Annotated in this window: 13 protein-coding genes; 9 read left to right on the top strand and 4 right to left on the bottom strand. The window is 64.7% G+C overall.

Annotation, left to right across the window (positions count from 1 at the left end):
- Nucleotides 1–87: 87 nt before the first annotated feature.
- The gene (locus CI41S_RS07720) at nt 88–1,089 is read left to right on the top strand and encodes an Hsp33 family molecular chaperone (protein WP_139858213.1); all 1,002 of its coding nucleotides are present in this window, start codon (nt 88–90) and stop codon (nt 1,087–1,089) included.
- Between the two features lie 162 nt (nt 1,090–1,251).
- Here CI41S_RS07720 and apaG read toward each other — a convergent pair whose 3' ends face one another.
- Nucleotides 1,252–1,647 (bottom strand): Co2+/Mg2+ efflux protein ApaG, encoded by a 396-nt coding sequence (gene apaG / locus CI41S_RS07715; RefSeq protein WP_139480335.1) that lies wholly within the window; start codon nt 1,645–1,647, stop codon nt 1,252–1,254.
- A 312-nt stretch (nt 1,648–1,959) separates the two neighbouring features.
- On the opposite strand from apaG, the gene CI41S_RS07710 reads away from it, so the two are divergent.
- The 7 genes from CI41S_RS07710 (at nt 1,960) to CI41S_RS07680 (ending at nt 9,625) form a co-directional block, all read left to right on the top strand.
- Nucleotides 1,960–3,213, top strand: a complete 1,254-nt coding sequence (locus CI41S_RS07710; RefSeq protein WP_139858211.1) for an OpgC domain-containing protein — start codon at nt 1,960–1,962, stop codon at nt 3,211–3,213.
- Entirely contained in the window at nt 3,210–3,974 is a 765-nt protein-coding gene (locus tag CI41S_RS07705; RefSeq protein ID WP_139858209.1) for an SGNH/GDSL hydrolase family protein, read from the top strand. The genes CI41S_RS07710 and CI41S_RS07705 overlap by 4 nt, the downstream gene beginning before the upstream one ends.
- Before the next feature lie 40 nt (nt 3,975–4,014).
- The gene (locus CI41S_RS07700) at nt 4,015–5,040 is read left to right on the top strand and encodes a GDSL-type esterase/lipase family protein (RefSeq protein WP_139858207.1); all 1,026 of its coding nucleotides are present in this window, start codon (nt 4,015–4,017) and stop codon (nt 5,038–5,040) included.
- Nucleotides 5,041–5,308: 268 nt separating this feature from the next.
- Nucleotides 5,309–6,811 carry a glycerol kinase GlpK gene (gene glpK / locus CI41S_RS07695; RefSeq protein WP_139858205.1) on the top strand — a complete coding sequence of 501 codons (1,503 nt, stop codon included), beginning with the start codon at nt 5,309–5,311 and terminating at the stop codon, nt 6,809–6,811.
- 220 nt (nt 6,812–7,031) lie between these two features.
- Nucleotides 7,032–8,159, top strand: coding sequence for a penicillin acylase family protein (locus CI41S_RS07690; protein ID WP_244626423.1), 1,128 nt, complete (start codon nt 7,032–7,034; stop codon nt 8,157–8,159).
- Entirely contained in the window at nt 8,107–8,961 is an 855-nt protein-coding gene (locus CI41S_RS07685; RefSeq protein ID WP_139858203.1) for an AIPR family protein, read from the top strand. Before CI41S_RS07690 ends, CI41S_RS07685 begins: the two co-directional genes overlap by 53 nt.
- Before the next feature lie 37 nt (nt 8,962–8,998).
- Nucleotides 8,999–9,625: a glutathione S-transferase family protein gene (locus CI41S_RS07680; protein ID WP_139858201.1), complete on the top strand. Its 627-nt coding sequence runs from the start codon at nt 8,999–9,001 to the stop codon at nt 9,623–9,625.
- Between the two features lie 283 nt (nt 9,626–9,908).
- Here CI41S_RS07680 and maiA read toward each other — a convergent pair whose 3' ends face one another.
- The 3 genes from maiA to metF form a co-directional block, all read right to left on the bottom strand.
- A complete protein-coding gene (maiA, locus tag CI41S_RS07675) occupies nt 9,909–10,568 on the bottom strand; it encodes a maleylacetoacetate isomerase (protein ID WP_139858199.1) in 660 nt (219 codons plus the stop codon).
- Nucleotides 10,569–10,729: 161 nt separating this feature from the next.
- On the bottom strand, nt 10,730–14,581 hold the full coding sequence (gene metH / locus CI41S_RS07670; RefSeq protein ID WP_139858197.1) for a methionine synthase: 3,852 nt from the start codon (nt 14,579–14,581) through the stop codon (nt 10,730–10,732).
- A 3-nt stretch (nt 14,582–14,584) separates the two neighbouring features.
- On the bottom strand, nt 14,585–15,490 hold the full coding sequence (metF, locus tag CI41S_RS07665; protein ID WP_139858195.1) for a methylenetetrahydrofolate reductase [NAD(P)H]: 906 nt from the start codon (nt 15,488–15,490) through the stop codon (nt 14,585–14,587).
- Nucleotides 15,491–15,886: 396 nt separating this feature from the next.
- Here metF and CI41S_RS07660 point away from each other — a divergent pair, with 396 nt between their 5' ends.
- The gene (locus CI41S_RS07660) at nt 15,887–16,906 is read left to right on the top strand and encodes an LLM class flavin-dependent oxidoreductase (RefSeq protein WP_139858193.1); all 1,020 of its coding nucleotides are present in this window, start codon (nt 15,887–15,889) and stop codon (nt 16,904–16,906) included.
- The last annotated feature ends 179 nt before the right edge of the window (nt 16,907–17,085 follow it).

The following is a 17,085-nucleotide window of genomic DNA, read 5'->3' as shown; positions in this document are numbered from 1 at the left end:
GCGCAATTGCGCACTAGGCCGGGACGACCATCTCTCTGTTCGCGTGAACCCCTTTATTTCATGGTCCGAGACCCCAGATAGAGCGCCATGGTTTCACAATCCCCCGACATCAAAATCACGGCCGAGGCGCCAATCCGCGCGCCATCGGCGGTTCCTGTTGACGATGCCGTGCTGGCTTTCGAGGTCGGCGCGCTGGATCTGCGCGGACGGCTGACCCGGCTCGGCCCCGCGCTCGACGAGGTCCTGCACAAGCACGATTATCCGCCGCCGGTCGGCAAGCTGCTCGGCGAGGCGATCGTGCTGACGACGCTGCTCGGCTCCTCCGTGAAGTTCGAGGGCCGCTTCATCCTGCAGACCCGGACCGACGGTCCGGTCTCGCTGCTGATCGTCGACTTCCAGGCGCCGGACCGGCTGCGTGCCTATGCGCGCTACGATGCGTCACGCATCAAGAACGGCCAGACCTCGGGCCAGCTACTCGGCAAGGGTCATCTGGCGATGACCATCGATCAGGGCGCCAACACCAGCCGCTACCAGGGCCTGGTGGCGCTCGACGGCGGCAGCCTCGAGGACGCCGCGCACGAATACTTCCTGCGCTCCGAGCAGATCCCGACCCGGGTGCGTCTTGCGGTCGGCGAGGAGATGCGCGGCGGCGAGCGCGGCAAGCTGCACTGGCGCGCAGGCGGCATTTTGCTGCAATTCCTGCCGAAGTCGCCGGAACGCGCCAAGCAGGCCGATCTGCATCCCGGCGACGCGCCGGAGGGAACGGTTGCGCACGCGGTGCCGGACGACGACGCCTGGGTCGAAGGCCAGTCGCTGATCTCGACCGTCGAGGATGTCGAGTTGATCGATCCGGATCTGTCCGGCGAACGGCTGCTCTACCGCCTGTTCCACGAGCGCGGCGTCCGCGTCTTCACCCCGCAGCAGCTGCGCGCGCAGTGCTCCTGCTCGCGCGACGCGGTGTCCGCGATGCTGAAGAGCTTTGCGCCAAAAGACCGCGCGGACATGGTCAAGGACGGCAAGGTCGTCGTGACCTGCGAGTTCTGCTCGTCGGTATATGAATTCACGCCGGACGAAGCCGGCGTGGAGTAGGACGCTCGTTAACGTAGCCCGGATGCAGCGAAGCGAAATCCGGGGCGCTCCAACCGCGAATGATGCTGTTCCGGATTGCGCGGCGCTGCATCCGGGCTACGCAGCTTATTTGAAGCGATGGATTGCCGGGTCAAGCCCGGCGATGACGCGCGGTGATGCGCGTCAGTTCAACACCCGCTTGCCGTCCGGGCTCGGGCTATCCAGCGAAAACGTCGGCACGTCGATGTCGAACCGCTCGCCGCTTTCGTTGACCATCTGGTAGCTGCCGGTCATGAAGCCGGAGGCCGTCGACAGCGGCACGCCGGAGGTGTACTCGAAGCGCTCGCCGGGCGCGAGCACCGGCTGCTCGCCGACCACGCCCTCGCCGCGCACCTCCTGGCGGCGACCGGTGGCATCGGTGATGATCCAGTGCCGGGTACGCAGCTGCACCGTCTCCGGGCCCGAATTGGTGATCACGATCGTATACGACCAGAAATACTCGCGCCCCACCGACGAGCGATCCGGCATGAAGTTCGGCTCGACGGTGACTTCGATCTGGCGGGTGACGGCACGGTACATCAGGCTCAATCCGGTGGTCTCAAAGCACGATTCGGAAAGCGCGGTGCGGTTTTCTGTTGCGATCGTGCTCAAACAGGCGGCTTATCATAGCGAATTCGTCCACCGGAACCAATCGCTTGGCTGGCCGTGAAAAACCGGACGAAAAGCCGGGGCAAAAAGCCGGTCCGGGCCGCGCCTGCAATCGCGGTTTCAACATAGTTCCGTCCTAAAGCCCCGCCGGCATGCCGCCGCACTCAGTGCTTTGTCCGCAAATCGCGGACCGATATTATCTTTTCAGGGCGCGCCCGACTTCCAGAGCCGCTTTGGTGCTTGATGAGCTCGATTGCCGATCCCATAGCCGGTTCGCCGGTGGCTGAGGCCAAAGCCGAGGCGAAGGCAAAGGCCGTCGCGGCGTCGCCGGCGATCACGCTGCCCGCGGCGGGCGAGCGCGAGCTCCGGCTCGACCTGTTTCGCGGCCTCGCACTATGGCTGATCTTCATCGACCACTTGCCGACCAATCTCCTGACCTGGCTGACGATCCGCAACTACGGATTCTCCGACGCCACCGAGATCTTCATCTTCATCTCCGGCTACACCGCGGCCTTCGTCTACGGCCGCGCCATGCTGGAGGCGGGCTTTTTGATCGCGACTGCGCGCATCCTGCGCCGGGTCTGGCAGATCTACGTCGCCCACGTCTTCCTGTTCACGATCTTCCTCGCCGAGATCTCCTATGTCGCGACCTCGTTCGAGAACCCGCTCTACACCGAAGAGATGGGGATCATGGACTTCCTCAAGCAGCCCGACGTCACCATCGTGCAGGCGCTGCTGCTGCGCTTCCGCCCCGTCAATATGGACGTGCTGCCGCTCTATATCGTGTTGATGCTGTTCCTGCCGCTGATCCTGTGGCTGATGAAGTGGAAGCCCGACGTCACGCTCGGCCTGTCGGTCGTGCTCTACGCGGTGACCTGGCAGTTCGACCTCTATCTGTCGGCCTATCCGAACGGGTTCTGGGCGTTCAATCCGTTCGCCTGGCAATTGCTGTTCGTGTTCGGCGCCTGGTGCGCGCTCGGCGGCGCGCGGCGGATGTCGCGCATCCTGTCGTCGAACATCACGATGTGGATCTGCATCGCCTATCTGGTCGCGGCGTTCTTCGTGACGCTGACCTGGTACGTGCCGCAGCTCGGCCACATCGTGCCCAAGGTGATCGAGCAGTGGATGTATCCGATCAACAAGACCGACCTGGACGTGTTGCGCTTCGCGCACTTCCTGGCGCTCGCGGCGCTGACCGTGCGCTTCCTGCCGAAGGACTGGCCGGGGCTGAAATCGCCCTGGCTGCGACCTTTGATCCTGTGTGGCCAGCATTCGCTTGAGATATTCTGCCTCGGGGTCTTCCTCGCCTTTGCCGGTCATTTCGTGCTTGCCGAAGTGTCGGGCGGTGCCGTGCTGCACGCCTTGATCAGCGTCGCCGGCATCCTCATCATGTGCGGCATGGCGTGGATCATTTCGTGGTACAAGCACTCTGCCGACAAAGGCGCTTCGAAAAAAGGCGCCGGCGGCAACGCCGATCTGGCGGGAGGGGAAGCATGAAGTCCGCATGGACGATGCTGGGCCTGACGCTGCTTGCCGCCTCGCTGGCGGCCGCGCCCGCGCGCGCCGGCGACACCGCCGAGCCGCCGCCTCCCTGCGAAGTGCCCGCCTATCTCCTGTCCACCGAAAACGCGCTGCCGAAGGTCACGGAGGCCGTCAAGGCCAACCGGCCGCTCAGCGTGCTCGTGGTCGGCAGCCGCTCCTCGACCATCCTCGGCAACGAGCCGAGCGCCTACCCGGCCAAGCTGCAGGCGGCGCTGAAGGAGGCGTTGCCGTCGGCCACGGTCGATCTATCCGTAGAACTACAGGGAAAGAGCACCGCCGAGGATACCGCAGGAACTCTTGTTAAGCTTGTTGAGGCTAAGAAGCCTACTTTGGTTATCTGGCAGACCGGAACGGTCGATGCTATGCGAGCGATTGATCCCGACGATTTCCGTGCCGCCATCCACGATGGCCTTGCTGCGTTGCGGAACGCCGGGACCGACGTGGTGCTGGTCAATCTGCAGTACAGCCCGCGTACCGAAACCATGATCTCGGCGCCGCCCTATCTGGACAACATGAAGGTGGTGGCGACGCAGCTTGAGGTGCCGCTGTTCGACCGCTTCGCGATCATGAAGCAGTGGAGCGATGCGGGGTATTTTGACCTGTTCAGCACCTCGCACGGTGTCGACCTGGCCAAGAAGGTGCATGCGTGTCTCGGCCGCGCATTGGCGAAATTCGTCATCGATGCGGCCCATCTCGGCCCGGTGCAGCAGAATTAGAGCGTACTGGAATTAGAGAGAGTTAGAGGAAGTAGAGTTGATGCGTTTTGACTTCCCTTTTCGTCTGATCACATCGCGAGCCGCGTGCGCGGTCGCCGCGCTCGCGCTGCTGATGCCGGTCGCACCATCGTGCGCGCAGACCGCGCAGGCGCAGGTCGATCAGCACGCGGCGCTGGCGCCGGGCGCCAAGCCTGAATCCGTTAAGGCCGAGGCCGCCAAGCCTGACGCAACCAAACCTGACGCGACCAAGCCCGACGCCGCCAGTTCGCCGCATCCGGGCATTGCCGAAAAGGCGCTCGACAAGTTCAAGCAGGCCGCGAAATCCGCCACCGATATCTTCCACCGCGTGCCCTGCCAGCAGCCCAAGGGCGTGCCGAACACCACCGGCTCGCTGCCGCATGTCGCGGCCAAGCTCGCGGCTGGCAAGCCGGTCGTCATCATCGCGTTCGGCTCGTCCTCGACCGAAGGCTACGGCTCGTCGGCGCCGGAATTCACCTATCCGAACCGGCTCGCGGCGCAGCTGAAGCGGCAATATCCGTCGGCCGACATCACCGTGCTCAACCGCGGCAAGGGCGGCGAGGACGCACCGGAGATGATGCGGCGGCTGCAGACCGAAGTGATCGACGTGCATCCCGACATGGTGATCTGGCAGGTCGGCACCAACGCGCTCTTGCGCAACCTCGATCCGGCCGAGACCGGCAAGCAGGTCGAGGACGGCGTGGCGCGCATCCAGGCCGCCGGCGCCGATGTCGTGCTGGTCGATCCGCAATATTCGCCGCGTGTCACCGAGCGGCCCGAGAGCGCGCGCGGCATGGTCAAGCTGCTCGGCCGCATCGCGGCGCTGCGCCATGTCGGCCTGTTCCCGCGCTTCGAGGTGATGCGCGACTGGCACGAGAAGCAGGCGATCCCGATCAACGATTTCGTCACCGCCGACGGCCTGCACATGAACGACTGGGGCTACGCCTGCTTCGCGCAGCTGCTCGGCGACGACATCATCCGCTCGGTCGGCCAGATCAAGATCGGCGTCAACGTGCCGGCGGATGTGCGGACCTACCGGCCGATGTGAGCGGGTCTTCGCCCGCTCTTTCACCGTCACCCTGAGGTGGCCGCTTCTTCAGCGGCCCTCGAAGGGTCGACGGCCCCGCTGGTGGCCGTGCATCCTTCGAGGCTCGCAAGAGCTCGCGCCTCCAGCGACAAAGGCGAAGCCTTTGCGCGGGGATGACGGGTTGGAGTGTCGCAGTCGACGCAACAGCGTCGCTCCTGCTTGACGTTGCCGCGGTAATCCGCTCCCTTGGCCCCTGATAAAATCCCGTCGAGACCAAGGGAAAACGCCCATGTCTTTCGTGCTGGCCATCGATCAGGGCACCACCTCGTCGCGCGCCATGGTGTTCCGCAGCGACATCTCCATCGCCGCCGTCGCGCAGCAGGAATTTCCGCAGCATTTTCCGGCCTCCGGCTGGGTCGAGCACGAGCCGGAGGACATCTGGACCTCGACCGTGATGGTGTGCCGCGACGCGCTGGAGAGGGCCGGCCTCAAGGCCAAGGACATCGCCGCGATCGGCATCACCAACCAGCGCGAGACCACCGTGGTGTGGGACCGCGCCACCGGGCAGGCGGTGCACCGCGCCATCGTCTGGCAGGACCGCCGCACCGCCGACATCTGCGCCAAACTCAAGGCCGAAGGCCACGAGCCCGCGATCTCGGCCAAGACCGGCCTGATCATCGATCCCTATTTCTCGGGGACAAAAGTCGCCTGGATCCTCGACCACGTGCCGGGTGCGCGCGAGCGCGCCGAGCGCGGTGAATTGCTGTTCGGCACCGTCGACTGCTATTTGCTGTGGCGCCTCACCGGCGGCAAGGTGCACGCGACCGATGCCACCAACGCCTCGCGCACGCTGCTGTTCAACATCCACACCGGCACCTGGGACGACGAGCTGACAAAGCTGCTGCGCGTGCCGCGCTCGATGCTGCCCGAGGTGAAGGATTCGTCGGCGCGCTTCGGCGAGAGCACCGCCGATCTGTTCGGCGGCCCGATCGCGATCTCCGGCATCGCCGGCGACCAGCAGGCCGCGACCATCGGCCAGGCCTGCTTCGAGCCCGGTATGATGAAGTCGACCTATGGCACCGGCTGCTTCGCGCTGCTCAACACCGGCACCACGCCGGTCGCCTCGAAGAACAAGCTGCTCACCACCATCGCCTATCAGCTCGGCGGCAGGCGCACCTACGCGCTGGAAGGCTCGATCTTCGTCGCCGGCAGCGCGGTGCAGTGGCTGCGCGACGGTCTCGGCATCATCAAGCAGGCCGCCGAGACCGGGCCGCTTGCCGACAAATCCGATTCCATGCAGAGCGTCTACCTGGTGCCGGCCTTCGTCGGCATGGGCGCGCCGTACTGGAATCCGCGCGTGCGCGGCGCGCTGTTCGGGTTGAGCCGCAACACCGGCCCCGCCGAGTTGGCGCATGCGACGCTGGAGAGCGTCTGCTACCAGACCTTTGACCTGTGGGCCGCGATGCGCACCGACTGGCCGGAGGCCAACGCCGCCAACACGGTGCTGCGCGTCGACGGCGGCATGACCGCCTCCGACTGGACCATGCAGCGTCTTGCCGACCTGCTCGACGCTCCGGTCGACCGTCCGATGATCCAGGAGACCACGGCGCTGGGCGCCGCCTATCTCGCTGGCTTCGAGGCCGGCGTCTATCCGGAGCCGGCAAAGTTCGCCGACAACTGGCGGCTCGAGCACCGCTTCAAGCCGGCGATGAGCCAGGCGACGCGCGAGCGTAAGCTCGCCGGCTGGGCCCGCGCGGTGAAGGGCGTGCTGGCGAGCGACGAGGGGGAGTAGTGAATTCGTGCGGCATGCTCGCTGCACCTCTCCCGCTTGCGGGGGAGGTCGTATCGCATCGAAAGATGCGATACGGGTGGGGCTCTCGCCGCATAATGACTGATCCCCTTCGCGGCGATACCCCCACCCCAGCCCTCCTCCGCAAGCGGGAGAGGGGGCGCACCGCCGCCGCGGCTAACATCTCGTAACAACCAACAACAACCCTGAGGGAGCAAACAACATGAACACGGATCTCAACCGGGTCGCCAAGCTGCTGAGTGCTGCGCTCTGCGCCGCGCTGCTGGCTTCACCAGCCGCGGCACGCGACAAGGACAACGCGCTCTCTGCCGCGCGCCAAATCAAGACCGACGTCGCCGGGCTGAAGGCGCCGGCCCAGATCCTGGTCGATGTCTGGGGCATCCCGCACATCTATGCCGGCAACGAGCACGACCTGTTCTTCCTGCAGGGCTTTAACGCCGCGCGCGACCGGCTCTGGCAGATCGATCTCTGGCGCAAGCGCGGGCTCGGTCTGCTCGCCAAGGATTTTGGTCCGGCCTATGCCGCGCAGGATAAGGCGCTGCGCCTGTTTCTCTATCGCGGTGACATGAATGCGGAGTGGGCCGCGTACGGCCCGAAGGCGAAAACCTATGCGGAGGCGTTCGTTGCCGGCGTCAACGCCTATGTCGCCGACGTCAGGGCGGGCAAGCGTCCGCTGCCGATCGAGTTCAGGATCGCCGGCACCATGCCGGACCCGTGGACCGCGGAGGACGTCGTGCGGATCAGAAGCCACGGCCTGACCCGCAACGTCGCCTCCGAGGTCAAGCGCTCGTTGGTCGCCTGCGCTGCGGGCCTCGAGGCCGACCGCTTCCGCGTCAAGCTGGAGCCAGCCTGGACCACGAAAATCCCCGACGGGCTCGATCCCTGCAGCGTGCCGAAGGCGGTGCTCGCGGCCTACGATCTTGCCACGCGCCCGGTGAAGTTCGCCGCGCCAAAGGACCAGAAGGCCGCGCAGGCGCATGATCCCGATACGTTTCTCGCCGAGGCCGACCAGCAGCGCGACACCATCGGCTCCAACAATTGGGTGATCGCGCCACAGCGCACCGCGACCGGCCGCCCGATCCTCGCCAACGATCCGCATCGCGAGCACTCGGTGCCGTCGCTGCGCTACATCGTCGGCCTCAACGCGCCCGGCATTTCCGTGATCGGCGCCGGCGAGCCGGCGCTGCCGGGCATCTCGATCGGCCACAACGGCACCATCGCGTTCGGCCTCACCATCTTCAACGTCGACCAGGAAGACCTCTACGTCTACGAGCTCATTGCCAGATACAACTATCAAATATACGCTAAGTCGAATCTTCAACGAGAATAAGCCGGAAGCTGAATCGAACTTCAAAGGCAAAGAAGTTCTGACCAAGATCATCACTCTCACGCCACGAAACCCAGAGAAAAATACATCAGTAGATAGATTGAGGTTGATAGAAGAGATTTCGGTCGCTTCTAACAGACAGACCCCGGTCAATAACGCCGATCGTGCGTCGAGCGACTCGATGTATCCAATCCTCCAGAAGGCGCTTTTTGAGAAGTGCGGCGTGTTTTTTGAAAGAAAGCGAGGGGAATTCAGTGACGGCCTGCGAGCCGGTTATATTGACCGTCGCAAAATCCTAGAACGCAATCTGTTTCTTCGTGTCTTTCTGGCGTCTCGCGGAGATCTAAGAGAGGCGGGCAAAAAGAGAATATTTATTCAGCACAAACTGACCCTCAATGAGTTGGCGGATGCAGCGGCGTTGGACGTCTTTGCTGACGCGTTCGATCTCTTCAATGCCATCGCTCCACGCAATGCGAGCAACAATGTTAACAATGCTAAACGATATAGAGACGTGCTTGCGAAGCTCTACATTGGTGTAGCAAAAACGGATCGCTCCGCGCCTGTTGCAGATAGAATTGCAATCATTGATTCGCTTTGGGGACGACTGTTACGCCTGGCCGCAGCCTCGGGGAAACACATCCGACATGTTCTTGACGAGGGAACCGGAGAACGTAGAAAAGCATTTGCACCTGAAAAATGGATGACCAGTGCTGATTTTGATTACGATGTAATCACCTTCATTAAAACCGGAAGTCTGATTCCTCGCAAGAAGACCCCGGAAGCGGAAGCTGAGCAGATGCGCTAGTAGTCAAAAGATTGATTGAAGTGCGGACCCAAGACAGATGTTCCTGATCGGCCAATACGACTCGCCCTTCGTCCGCCGCACCGCGATCGCGCTGCGGCTCTATGGGCTTCCTTTCGAGCACAAGCCGTGGTCGACCTTCGGCGATGCCGAGCAGGTCGCCGCCTACAATCCGCTGCGGCGGGTGCCGACCTTGGTGCTCGATGACGGCGAGGCGTTGATCGAGAGCGGCGCGATCCTGGATTATCTCGACGAGCTGGTCGGGCCGGCGCGGGCGATGCTGGCGCGGTCCGGCGCGGAGCGGCGCCGGCATCTGCGCATCATTGCGCTCGCGACCGGGCTCGCCGACAAGGCGGTGAGCCTGATCTACGAGCGCGTGCTGCGCAAGGAGCAGTTGAAACTCTGGGTCGAACGCTGCGAGGCGCAGATTTCGGGCGTGCTCGGCGTGCTGGAGCAGGAGCGCGCGGCCGTGACTGCGCCATACTGGTTCGGGACGGGCATCGGCCACGCCGACATCGCGGTTGCCTGCGCGCTGCGCTTCACCGGCGAAGCCCATCCGCATCTGTTCGACGCGCGCTATCCCGCGCTGAAGGCCCACGCCGCCCGCTGCGAAGCGCTGCCGCCGTTCCAGGAAATCGTGCAACCGCTGGCGCCGCCGAGCGGTTAGGGGATCGGTTGCGTCCCCATCCAAAACTGTCATCGCCCGGTTTAACCGGCGATCCAGTACGCCGCGGCCTATCCGCTCAAGCACAATCGCCTCTGGAATACTGGATCACCCGGTCAAGCCGGGTGATGACACCGAGCAAGCTGAGCAAGCCAACCCGTCATCCTGAGGTGCGAGCTCTTGCGAGCCTCGAAGGATGAATCGGCCACCAGCGGGGCCGTGCATCCTTCGAGGCTCGCCGAAGAGGCTCGCACCTCAGGATGACGGGACTCATAGTGGCGCGCGCCTACTTCGCCCGCATCGCCTCCGGCGTGTCGGGCTGCGCGGACGGATGGGCTTTCGCAAACGCCGGCAGCGCCATGGCGGTTTCATGGATGCGCTTCACGGTCGGCCACGGCGCGAGGCTGATCTGCTGATTGACCGCCGCGGTGACGTGGCTGACCAGGCAGATGTCGGCGAGGCTGGGCGCATCGCCGTGGCAGAACTGGCGGGTCGCCTTGTGGCCGGCGAGGTGGCCTTCGAGCGCGGCCAGCGTTTCGACCGTCCAGTGCCGGCGCCACGCGCTTTGCTGGCCGTCGCGCAGATCGAGCTCGCGGTCGAGATAGCGCCGCACCCGCGGCGTCAGCAGCGGATGGCCCTCGCAGGCGACGATCAGCGCCAGGCCACGCACCCGGGCGCGGCCGAGCGCGTCGGCCGGCAGCAGCGGCGGGTTCGGAAACGTTTCGTCGAGATAGTCGATGATGGCGAGCGACTGGAACAGCACATCGCCGCCGTCCGTCACCAGCGCCGGCAGCGCCATCTGCGGATTGACCTTGCGATAAGCGTCAGCGCGATGCGCGTCGGCGTCGATGTCGACGAACACGACTTCGGCCGGCACCTGTTTCAGATTGAGCGCGATGCGCACCCGAAAGCTCGCCAGCGACCGCCAGAAGGAGAAGAATTTCATGGGGGATGTCCCTCTGCACCACACGACGGCATTCGTAGCCCGGATGAAGCGCTAGCGTAATCCGGGGCCAGTCGTCGTTCGGTCAGAGCTTACCCCGGATTGCGCTTCGCTGCATCCGGGCTACGGTTCTTCGCCTTCTCCCACAGGGGAGAAGGGAAGAGCTACCCCGCGCCGACCGCCTTCTTGCGCCAGGCCAGATGCACGGCGCAGGTGCAGCCCTTCGGGTGCGAGGCGAGGTCGGCGGCGTCGTTGGCGGGCGTGGCGGCCGGCGCGATCTCCTTCGCGCCGTCCTGCGCGGGGATGTAGTTCAAGACCGGCGCGAGCCAGCGCTCGACCTCGGCGACACTCATGCTCTTGCGCGCGGCATAGTCCTCGACCTGGTCGCGCTCGATCTTGCCGACGCCGAAATAGAAACTCTCGGGATGGCTGAAATAGAGCCCGGAGACCGACGATCCCGGCCACATCGCAAAGCTCTCGGTCAACTTGACGCCCGCGGTGTTCTCCGCGTCGAGCAGCGCGAACAGCGTCTGCTTCTCGGTGTGGTCGGGCTGCGCCGGATAGCCGGGTGCGGGGCGGATGCCGTCGTATTTCTCGAGGATCAGCTCGTCCGACGAGAAGGTCTCGCCGGGCGCGTAGCCCCAGAACTCCTTGCGCACGCGCTGGTGCATGCGCTCGGCGAAGGCTTCCGCAAGGCGGTCGGCCAGCGCCTTGCACAGGATCGAGGAGTAGTCGTCATTGGCGTTCTTGAAGCGGTCGGCCACCGCGTCCTCGCCGATCCCGGCGGTGACGACGAAGCCGCCGACATAATCAGCCACGCCGGTCTCCTTCGGCGCAATGAAGTCGGACAGCGCGGCGTTGAAGCGGCCCTCGCGCTTCTCGAGCTGCTGGCGCAGCGTGTGGAAGGTCGCGATCTTCTGCTTGCGGGTGTCGTCGGCATAGACCTCGACGTCGTCGCCGACGGCGTTCGCCGGCCAGAAGCCGATGGTGGCGCGGGCGGTGAACCATTTTTCCGCGATGATGCGACCCAGCATCTTGCGCGCGTCGTCATACAGCGAGCGGGCGACCTCGCCGACCTTGGGATCGTCGAGGATCGCCGGAAAACGCCCGGTCAGTTCCCAGGTCTGGAAGAACGGCGTCCAGTCGATGTAGTCGGCGAGCTCGGCAAGATCGTAGGCATCGAAGCTCTTCAGCCCAAAGAACGCCGGCTTGGTCGGCGGCGCCTTGGCAAAATCGATCGCGACCTTGTTGGCGCGGGCCTCAGCGAGCTTGAGCCGCTTCTTGTCGGCCTGGGCACGGAAATGTGCCGCGGAAATCTTGGCGTATTCGGCGCGCACCTCTGCGGCGTAAGCCTGCTTTTTCTCAGCCGACAGCAGCGAGGAGGCGACGCCGACCGCGCGGCTGGCGTCGTTGACATGCACCACCGGCCCGCTCTTGTAGTTCGGGTCGATCTTCACCGCGGTGTGCACCCGGCTCGTGGTGGCGCCGCCGATCAGCAGCGGCACGTTCATGCCCTGGCGTTCCAGCTCGCCGGCGAGAAAGCTCATCTCGTCGAGCGAGGGCGTGATCAGGCCGGACAGGCCGATGATGTCGGCGCCTTCGGCCTTGGCGGTCTCGATGATCTTGGTCGCGGGCACCATGACGCCGAGGTCGATGACCTCGAAGTTGTTGCACTGGAGAACGATGCCGACGATGTTCTTGCCGATGTCGTGGACGTCGCCCTTCACGGTCGCGAGCACGATCTTGCCCGCGGCGTTGCGGCCGCCGGTGACGCCATTGGCGAGGTTTCGCGCCTTCTCCTCCTCCATGAACGGCATCAGATAGGCGACGGCCTGCTTCATCACGCGGGCCGACTTCACGACCTGCGGCAAGAACATCTTGCCGTCGCCGAAGAGATCGCCGACCACGTTCATGCCGGCCATCAGCGGCCCCTCGATGACGTCGAGCGGGCGAGCGGCGTTCTGCCGCGCGGCCTCGGTGTCTTCCTCGATGAACTCGGTGATGCCGTGCACCAGCGCGTGGCTCAGCCGCTTCTCGACCGGCCATTCGCGCCAGGCGAGATCGGCTTCCTTGGTCTGCTTCTCCTTGCCGCGGAATTTCTCCGCCAGCGCCAGCAGCCGCTCCGAAGCGCCGGGATCGCGGTTGAGGATGACGTCCTCGCAAGTCTGGCGCAGCTCGGGGTCAATGTCGTCATAGACGATCATCTGCCCGGCATTGACGATGCCCATGTCCATGCCGGCATGGATAGCATGGTAGAGGAACACCGAGTGCATCGCCTCGCGCACCGGCTCATTGCCGCGGAACGAGAACGAGAGATTCGAGACGCCGCCCGAGATATGCGCGCCAGGCAGGTTCTGCCGGATCCAGCGCGTCGCCTCGATGAAATCGACGCCGTAATTGTTGTGCTCCTCGAGCCCGGTCGCGATCGCGAAGATATTCGGATCGAAGATGATGTCCTCGGGCGGAAAGTCGAGCCGGTTAACCAGGATGTCGTAGGCGCGCTTGCAGATTTCGGTCTTGCGCTTGAACGTGTCGGCCTGGCCGGTCTCGTCGAACGCCATCACCACCACGGCGGCACCGTGCCGCTTGGCGACGGTCGCCTCGTGCACAAACTTTTCCTCGCCTTCCTTCAGCGAGATCGAGTTCACGATCGGTTTGCCCTGGATGCACTTCAGGCCGGCCTCGATGACGTGGAATTTCGAGGAGTCGACCATCACGGGCACGCGCGCGATATCCGGCTCGGCGGCGACGAGGTTGAGGAACGTCACCATAGCGTTCTCGGAATCGAGCAGGCCCTCATCCATGTTGACGTCGATGACCTGGGCGCCATTCTCGACCTGGTCGCGTGCCACCTGCAGCGCGGCGGTGTAGTCGCCAGCGGTGATCAGCTTGCGGAAGCGGGCCGAGCCGGTGACGTTGGTGCGCTCGCCGACGTTCACGAACGGGATCGCGTCCGTCAGCGTGAACGGCTCGAGGCCCGACAGCTTCAGTCGCGGTTCGATCTCGGGCACGGCGCGCGGCTTGTGCGGCGCGACGGCCTTGGCGATCGCGGCGATATGATCGGGCGTGGTGCCGCAGCAGCCGCCGACGATGTTGACGAGGCCGGCGGCGGCGAACTCGCCGATCAGCCGCGCCATGTAGTCCGGCGTCTCGTCATACTGGCCGAACTCGTTGGGCAGGCCGGCATTCGGATACGCACACACCAGTGTATCGGCGACGCGGCCGATATCGGCGATGTGGGCGCGCAGATCCTCGGCGCCGAGCGCGCAGTTGAACCCGATCGTCACGGGCCTCGCGTGCCGCACCGAGTGCCAGAACGCCTCCGGCAACTGGCCGGAGAGCAGGCGGCCGGACTTGTCGGTGATGGTGCCGGAGATCATCACCGGCACGTCGATGCCGCGCTCCTCGATGATCTCGGCGATCGCATACAGCGCCGCCTTGGCGTTCAGGGTATCGAAGATGGTCTCGACCAGCAGCAGATCGGCGCCGCCGTCGAGCAAGCCACGCGCCTGTTCGCCATAGGCCTTGCGTAGATCGTCGAAGGTGACCGCGCGATAACCGGGATTGGAGACGTCGGGCGAGATCGAGGCGGTGCGGTTGGTCGGGCCGAGCGCGCCGGCGACGAAGCGCCGCTTCCCGTCTTCGGCCGACACGCGCTCGGCCGCGGTGCGGGCAAGTCGGGCGCCCTGCAGGTTCAGCTCATAGGCGAGGTCCGACATGTCGTAGTCGGCCTGCGCGATCGTGGTCGAGGAGAAGGTGTTGGTGGCGACGATGTCGGCGCCGGCGCGCAAATAAGCGGCGTGGATGTCCGTGATCGCCTCGGGCTGGGTCAGGATCAAAAGATCGTTGTTGCCCTTGATGTCGCGATGGAAGTCCGCAAAGCGCGCGCCGCGGAACGCGGCCTCGTCGAATTGCAGACCCTGAATCATCGTGCCCATGGCGCCGTCGAGCACCAGGATGCGCTCGCGGGCAGCCGCGAGTAAAGCAGAACGCTTGGGAGAAACGGGTACAGTCATGGTTCAGGCGGCTTTCTGGGCGCCATGCGGCCGGATGCCGAGCAGATGGCTGATCGCGAACACCAGGTCCGCGCGATTCATGGTGTAGAAGTGGAAGGTGTCGACGCCGTGCTTGGCCAGCTTCTGCACCTGGCCGGCGGCGACCGTCGCGGCCACCAGCTTGCGGGTCTCGGCGTCATTGTCGAGGCCGTCGAATTTCTCCGCGAGCCAGTCCGGCACGCTGGTGCCGGCGCGGGTCACGAAATTGCGCGCCTGCTTGAAATTGTGCATCGGCATGATGCCCGGCACGATCGGGATATCGATGCCGCGCGCGCGCACCCGGTCGACGTAGCGGTAATAGAGATCGTTGTCGAAGAACACCTGGGTAATCGCGCGGTTCGCACCGGCATCGACCTTGGCCTTGAGCGTGTCGATGTCGGTATCGAAGCTGGCGGCTTCCGGATGCTTCTCGGGATAGGCGGAGACCGAAATCTCGATATCGGGATGGCGCTTCTTGATTCCGGCAACGAGCTCGGCCGAGCTCTGATAGCCGTCGGGATGGGTGAAATAGGGCGTGCCGATGCCGGCCGGCGGATCGCCGCGCAGCGCGACGATGTGGCGGACGCCGACCTCGTGATAGCGGTCGACGATCTCGTCGATCTCGGCGCGCGAGGAGCCGACGCAGGTCAGATGAGCGGCCGGCAGCAGGTCGGTCTCGCGCAGGATGCGGGTGATGGTCGAATGGGTGCGCTCGCGGGTCGAGCCGCCAGCGCCATAGGTGACCGACACGAAGTTCGGCGTCAGCGGCGCGAGACGGTTGATGGTCTCCCACAGATTGCGCTCCATCTCCTCGGTCTTCGGCGGGAAGAACTCGAAGGAGATTTTGGGCGCGCGATGCCCATTCGACACGGGAGAAACGGTCTCGGTCATGATACGCAAGGGCTCCGCAGCAGGTGGGCAGATGTCTCGCCTGGATATGGAGCCCCCAAGATAGGCGAAACCGGCCGTCCGAAACAGCCCATCGCACATGGGAAATTGCCCATTATTGTGAAATGCTTTGCAATCAATTCTCTCGCGAGTGAGAATTTGTGGGCAAGATGTTCGCTGCGTCGTTTGCGCAATTAATTGAAATTATTGAGTAAATATGCTTGTGGCTCGAGCCTGCGCCATCTGTCGGATGTGGGCTAGATTAGACCATCAGCAAACGGTCCTATTTCGTCCCAAAGCACGGGCCGTCAACGCCGGCGACACCGGCCCTCCGGCGCGGGCCTGATCTGCACGGCGGAGGGCTTTGTCGGCCCGCGGGGCGCCACTAGGTTCAGCGCCATGATTCCGCTCTCCGTTCTCGATCTTTCCGTCGTCACCACCGGCACCAAGCCGGCCGCGGCGCTGCGCAACAGCATCGATCTGGCGCGCCATGTCGACGGCCTCGGCTATGTCAGGTACTGGCTGGCCGAGCACCACAACCTCGCCTCGGTCGCGAGCCCGGCGCCGGACCTGATGATCGGGCAGATCGCGGCGGTGACGCGGCACATCCGGGTCGGCTCCGGCGGCGTGATGCTGCCCAACCATGCACCGCTGGTGGTCGCCGAGCGCTTCAAGATGCTGGAGGCACTGTTTCCCGGCCGCATCGATCTCGGCCTCGGCCGCGCCCCCGGCACCGACGGCGCCACCGCCTACGCGCTGCGTAGCCGGCTCGACAAGCGCGAGGGCGACGATTTCCTCGAGCGGCTGCACGAGCTAACCTTGTGGGAGACCCGCGATTTCCCGGCCGGCCATCCCTACAACAATGTGGTGGCGATGCCGGACGACTCGCCGCTGCCGCCGATCTGGCTGCTCGGCTCGAGCGATTATTCCGCCGAACTCGCCGCCCAGGTCGGAATGGGTTTTGCGTTCGCGCATCATTTCGCCACCCACGACGCGGTCGCGGTGATGACCAATTATCGCGCGCATTTCACGCCGTCAGGCTGGCGCGCGGCGCCGCAGGCGATTCTGGCGGTCGCGGCCGTCGTGGCGGAGACCGATGCCGAAGCGGAAGAGCTCGCGCTGTCGATGGATCTCAACCGCCTGCGCCGCGACCGCGGCCAGTATCTGCCGCTGCCCAGCGTCGAGGAGGCAAAAGCCTATCCCTACAGCGACGCCGAGCGCGCCGCGATTACGCGCAACCGCGCCCGCTTCTTCGTCGGCAGCCCCGCGACCGTGCTGACGAGATTGCAGCCGCTGATCACGGCGACACAGGCGGATGAGCTGATGGTGATCACCGCGGTGTATGACCACGAGGCGCGGAAGAAGTCGTACAGCCTGCTCGCGGAGGCGTTTGGGCTGAGCAAGAAGGTGGCGGCATAAATGCCGTCGTCCCGGCGAAGGCCGGTAACTTTTATGTCTGCTGACAAAACCGTCATCCTTAGGTGCGAGCCTCTTCGGCGAGCCTCGAAGGATGAATCGGCCAGCAGCCGGGCCGTCGACCCTTCGAGGGCCGCTGAAGAAGCGGCCACCTCAGGGTGACGGTGATAGGATGCACGCTA

The sequence above is a fragment of the Bradyrhizobium ivorense genome, from assembly GCF_900696085.1.
GTDB lineage: Bacteria > Pseudomonadota > Alphaproteobacteria > Rhizobiales > Xanthobacteraceae > Bradyrhizobium > Bradyrhizobium ivorense.
The sequence above is the reverse complement of the archived record's forward strand: the minus strand, read 5'-3'. Positions and strand labels throughout refer to the sequence as shown.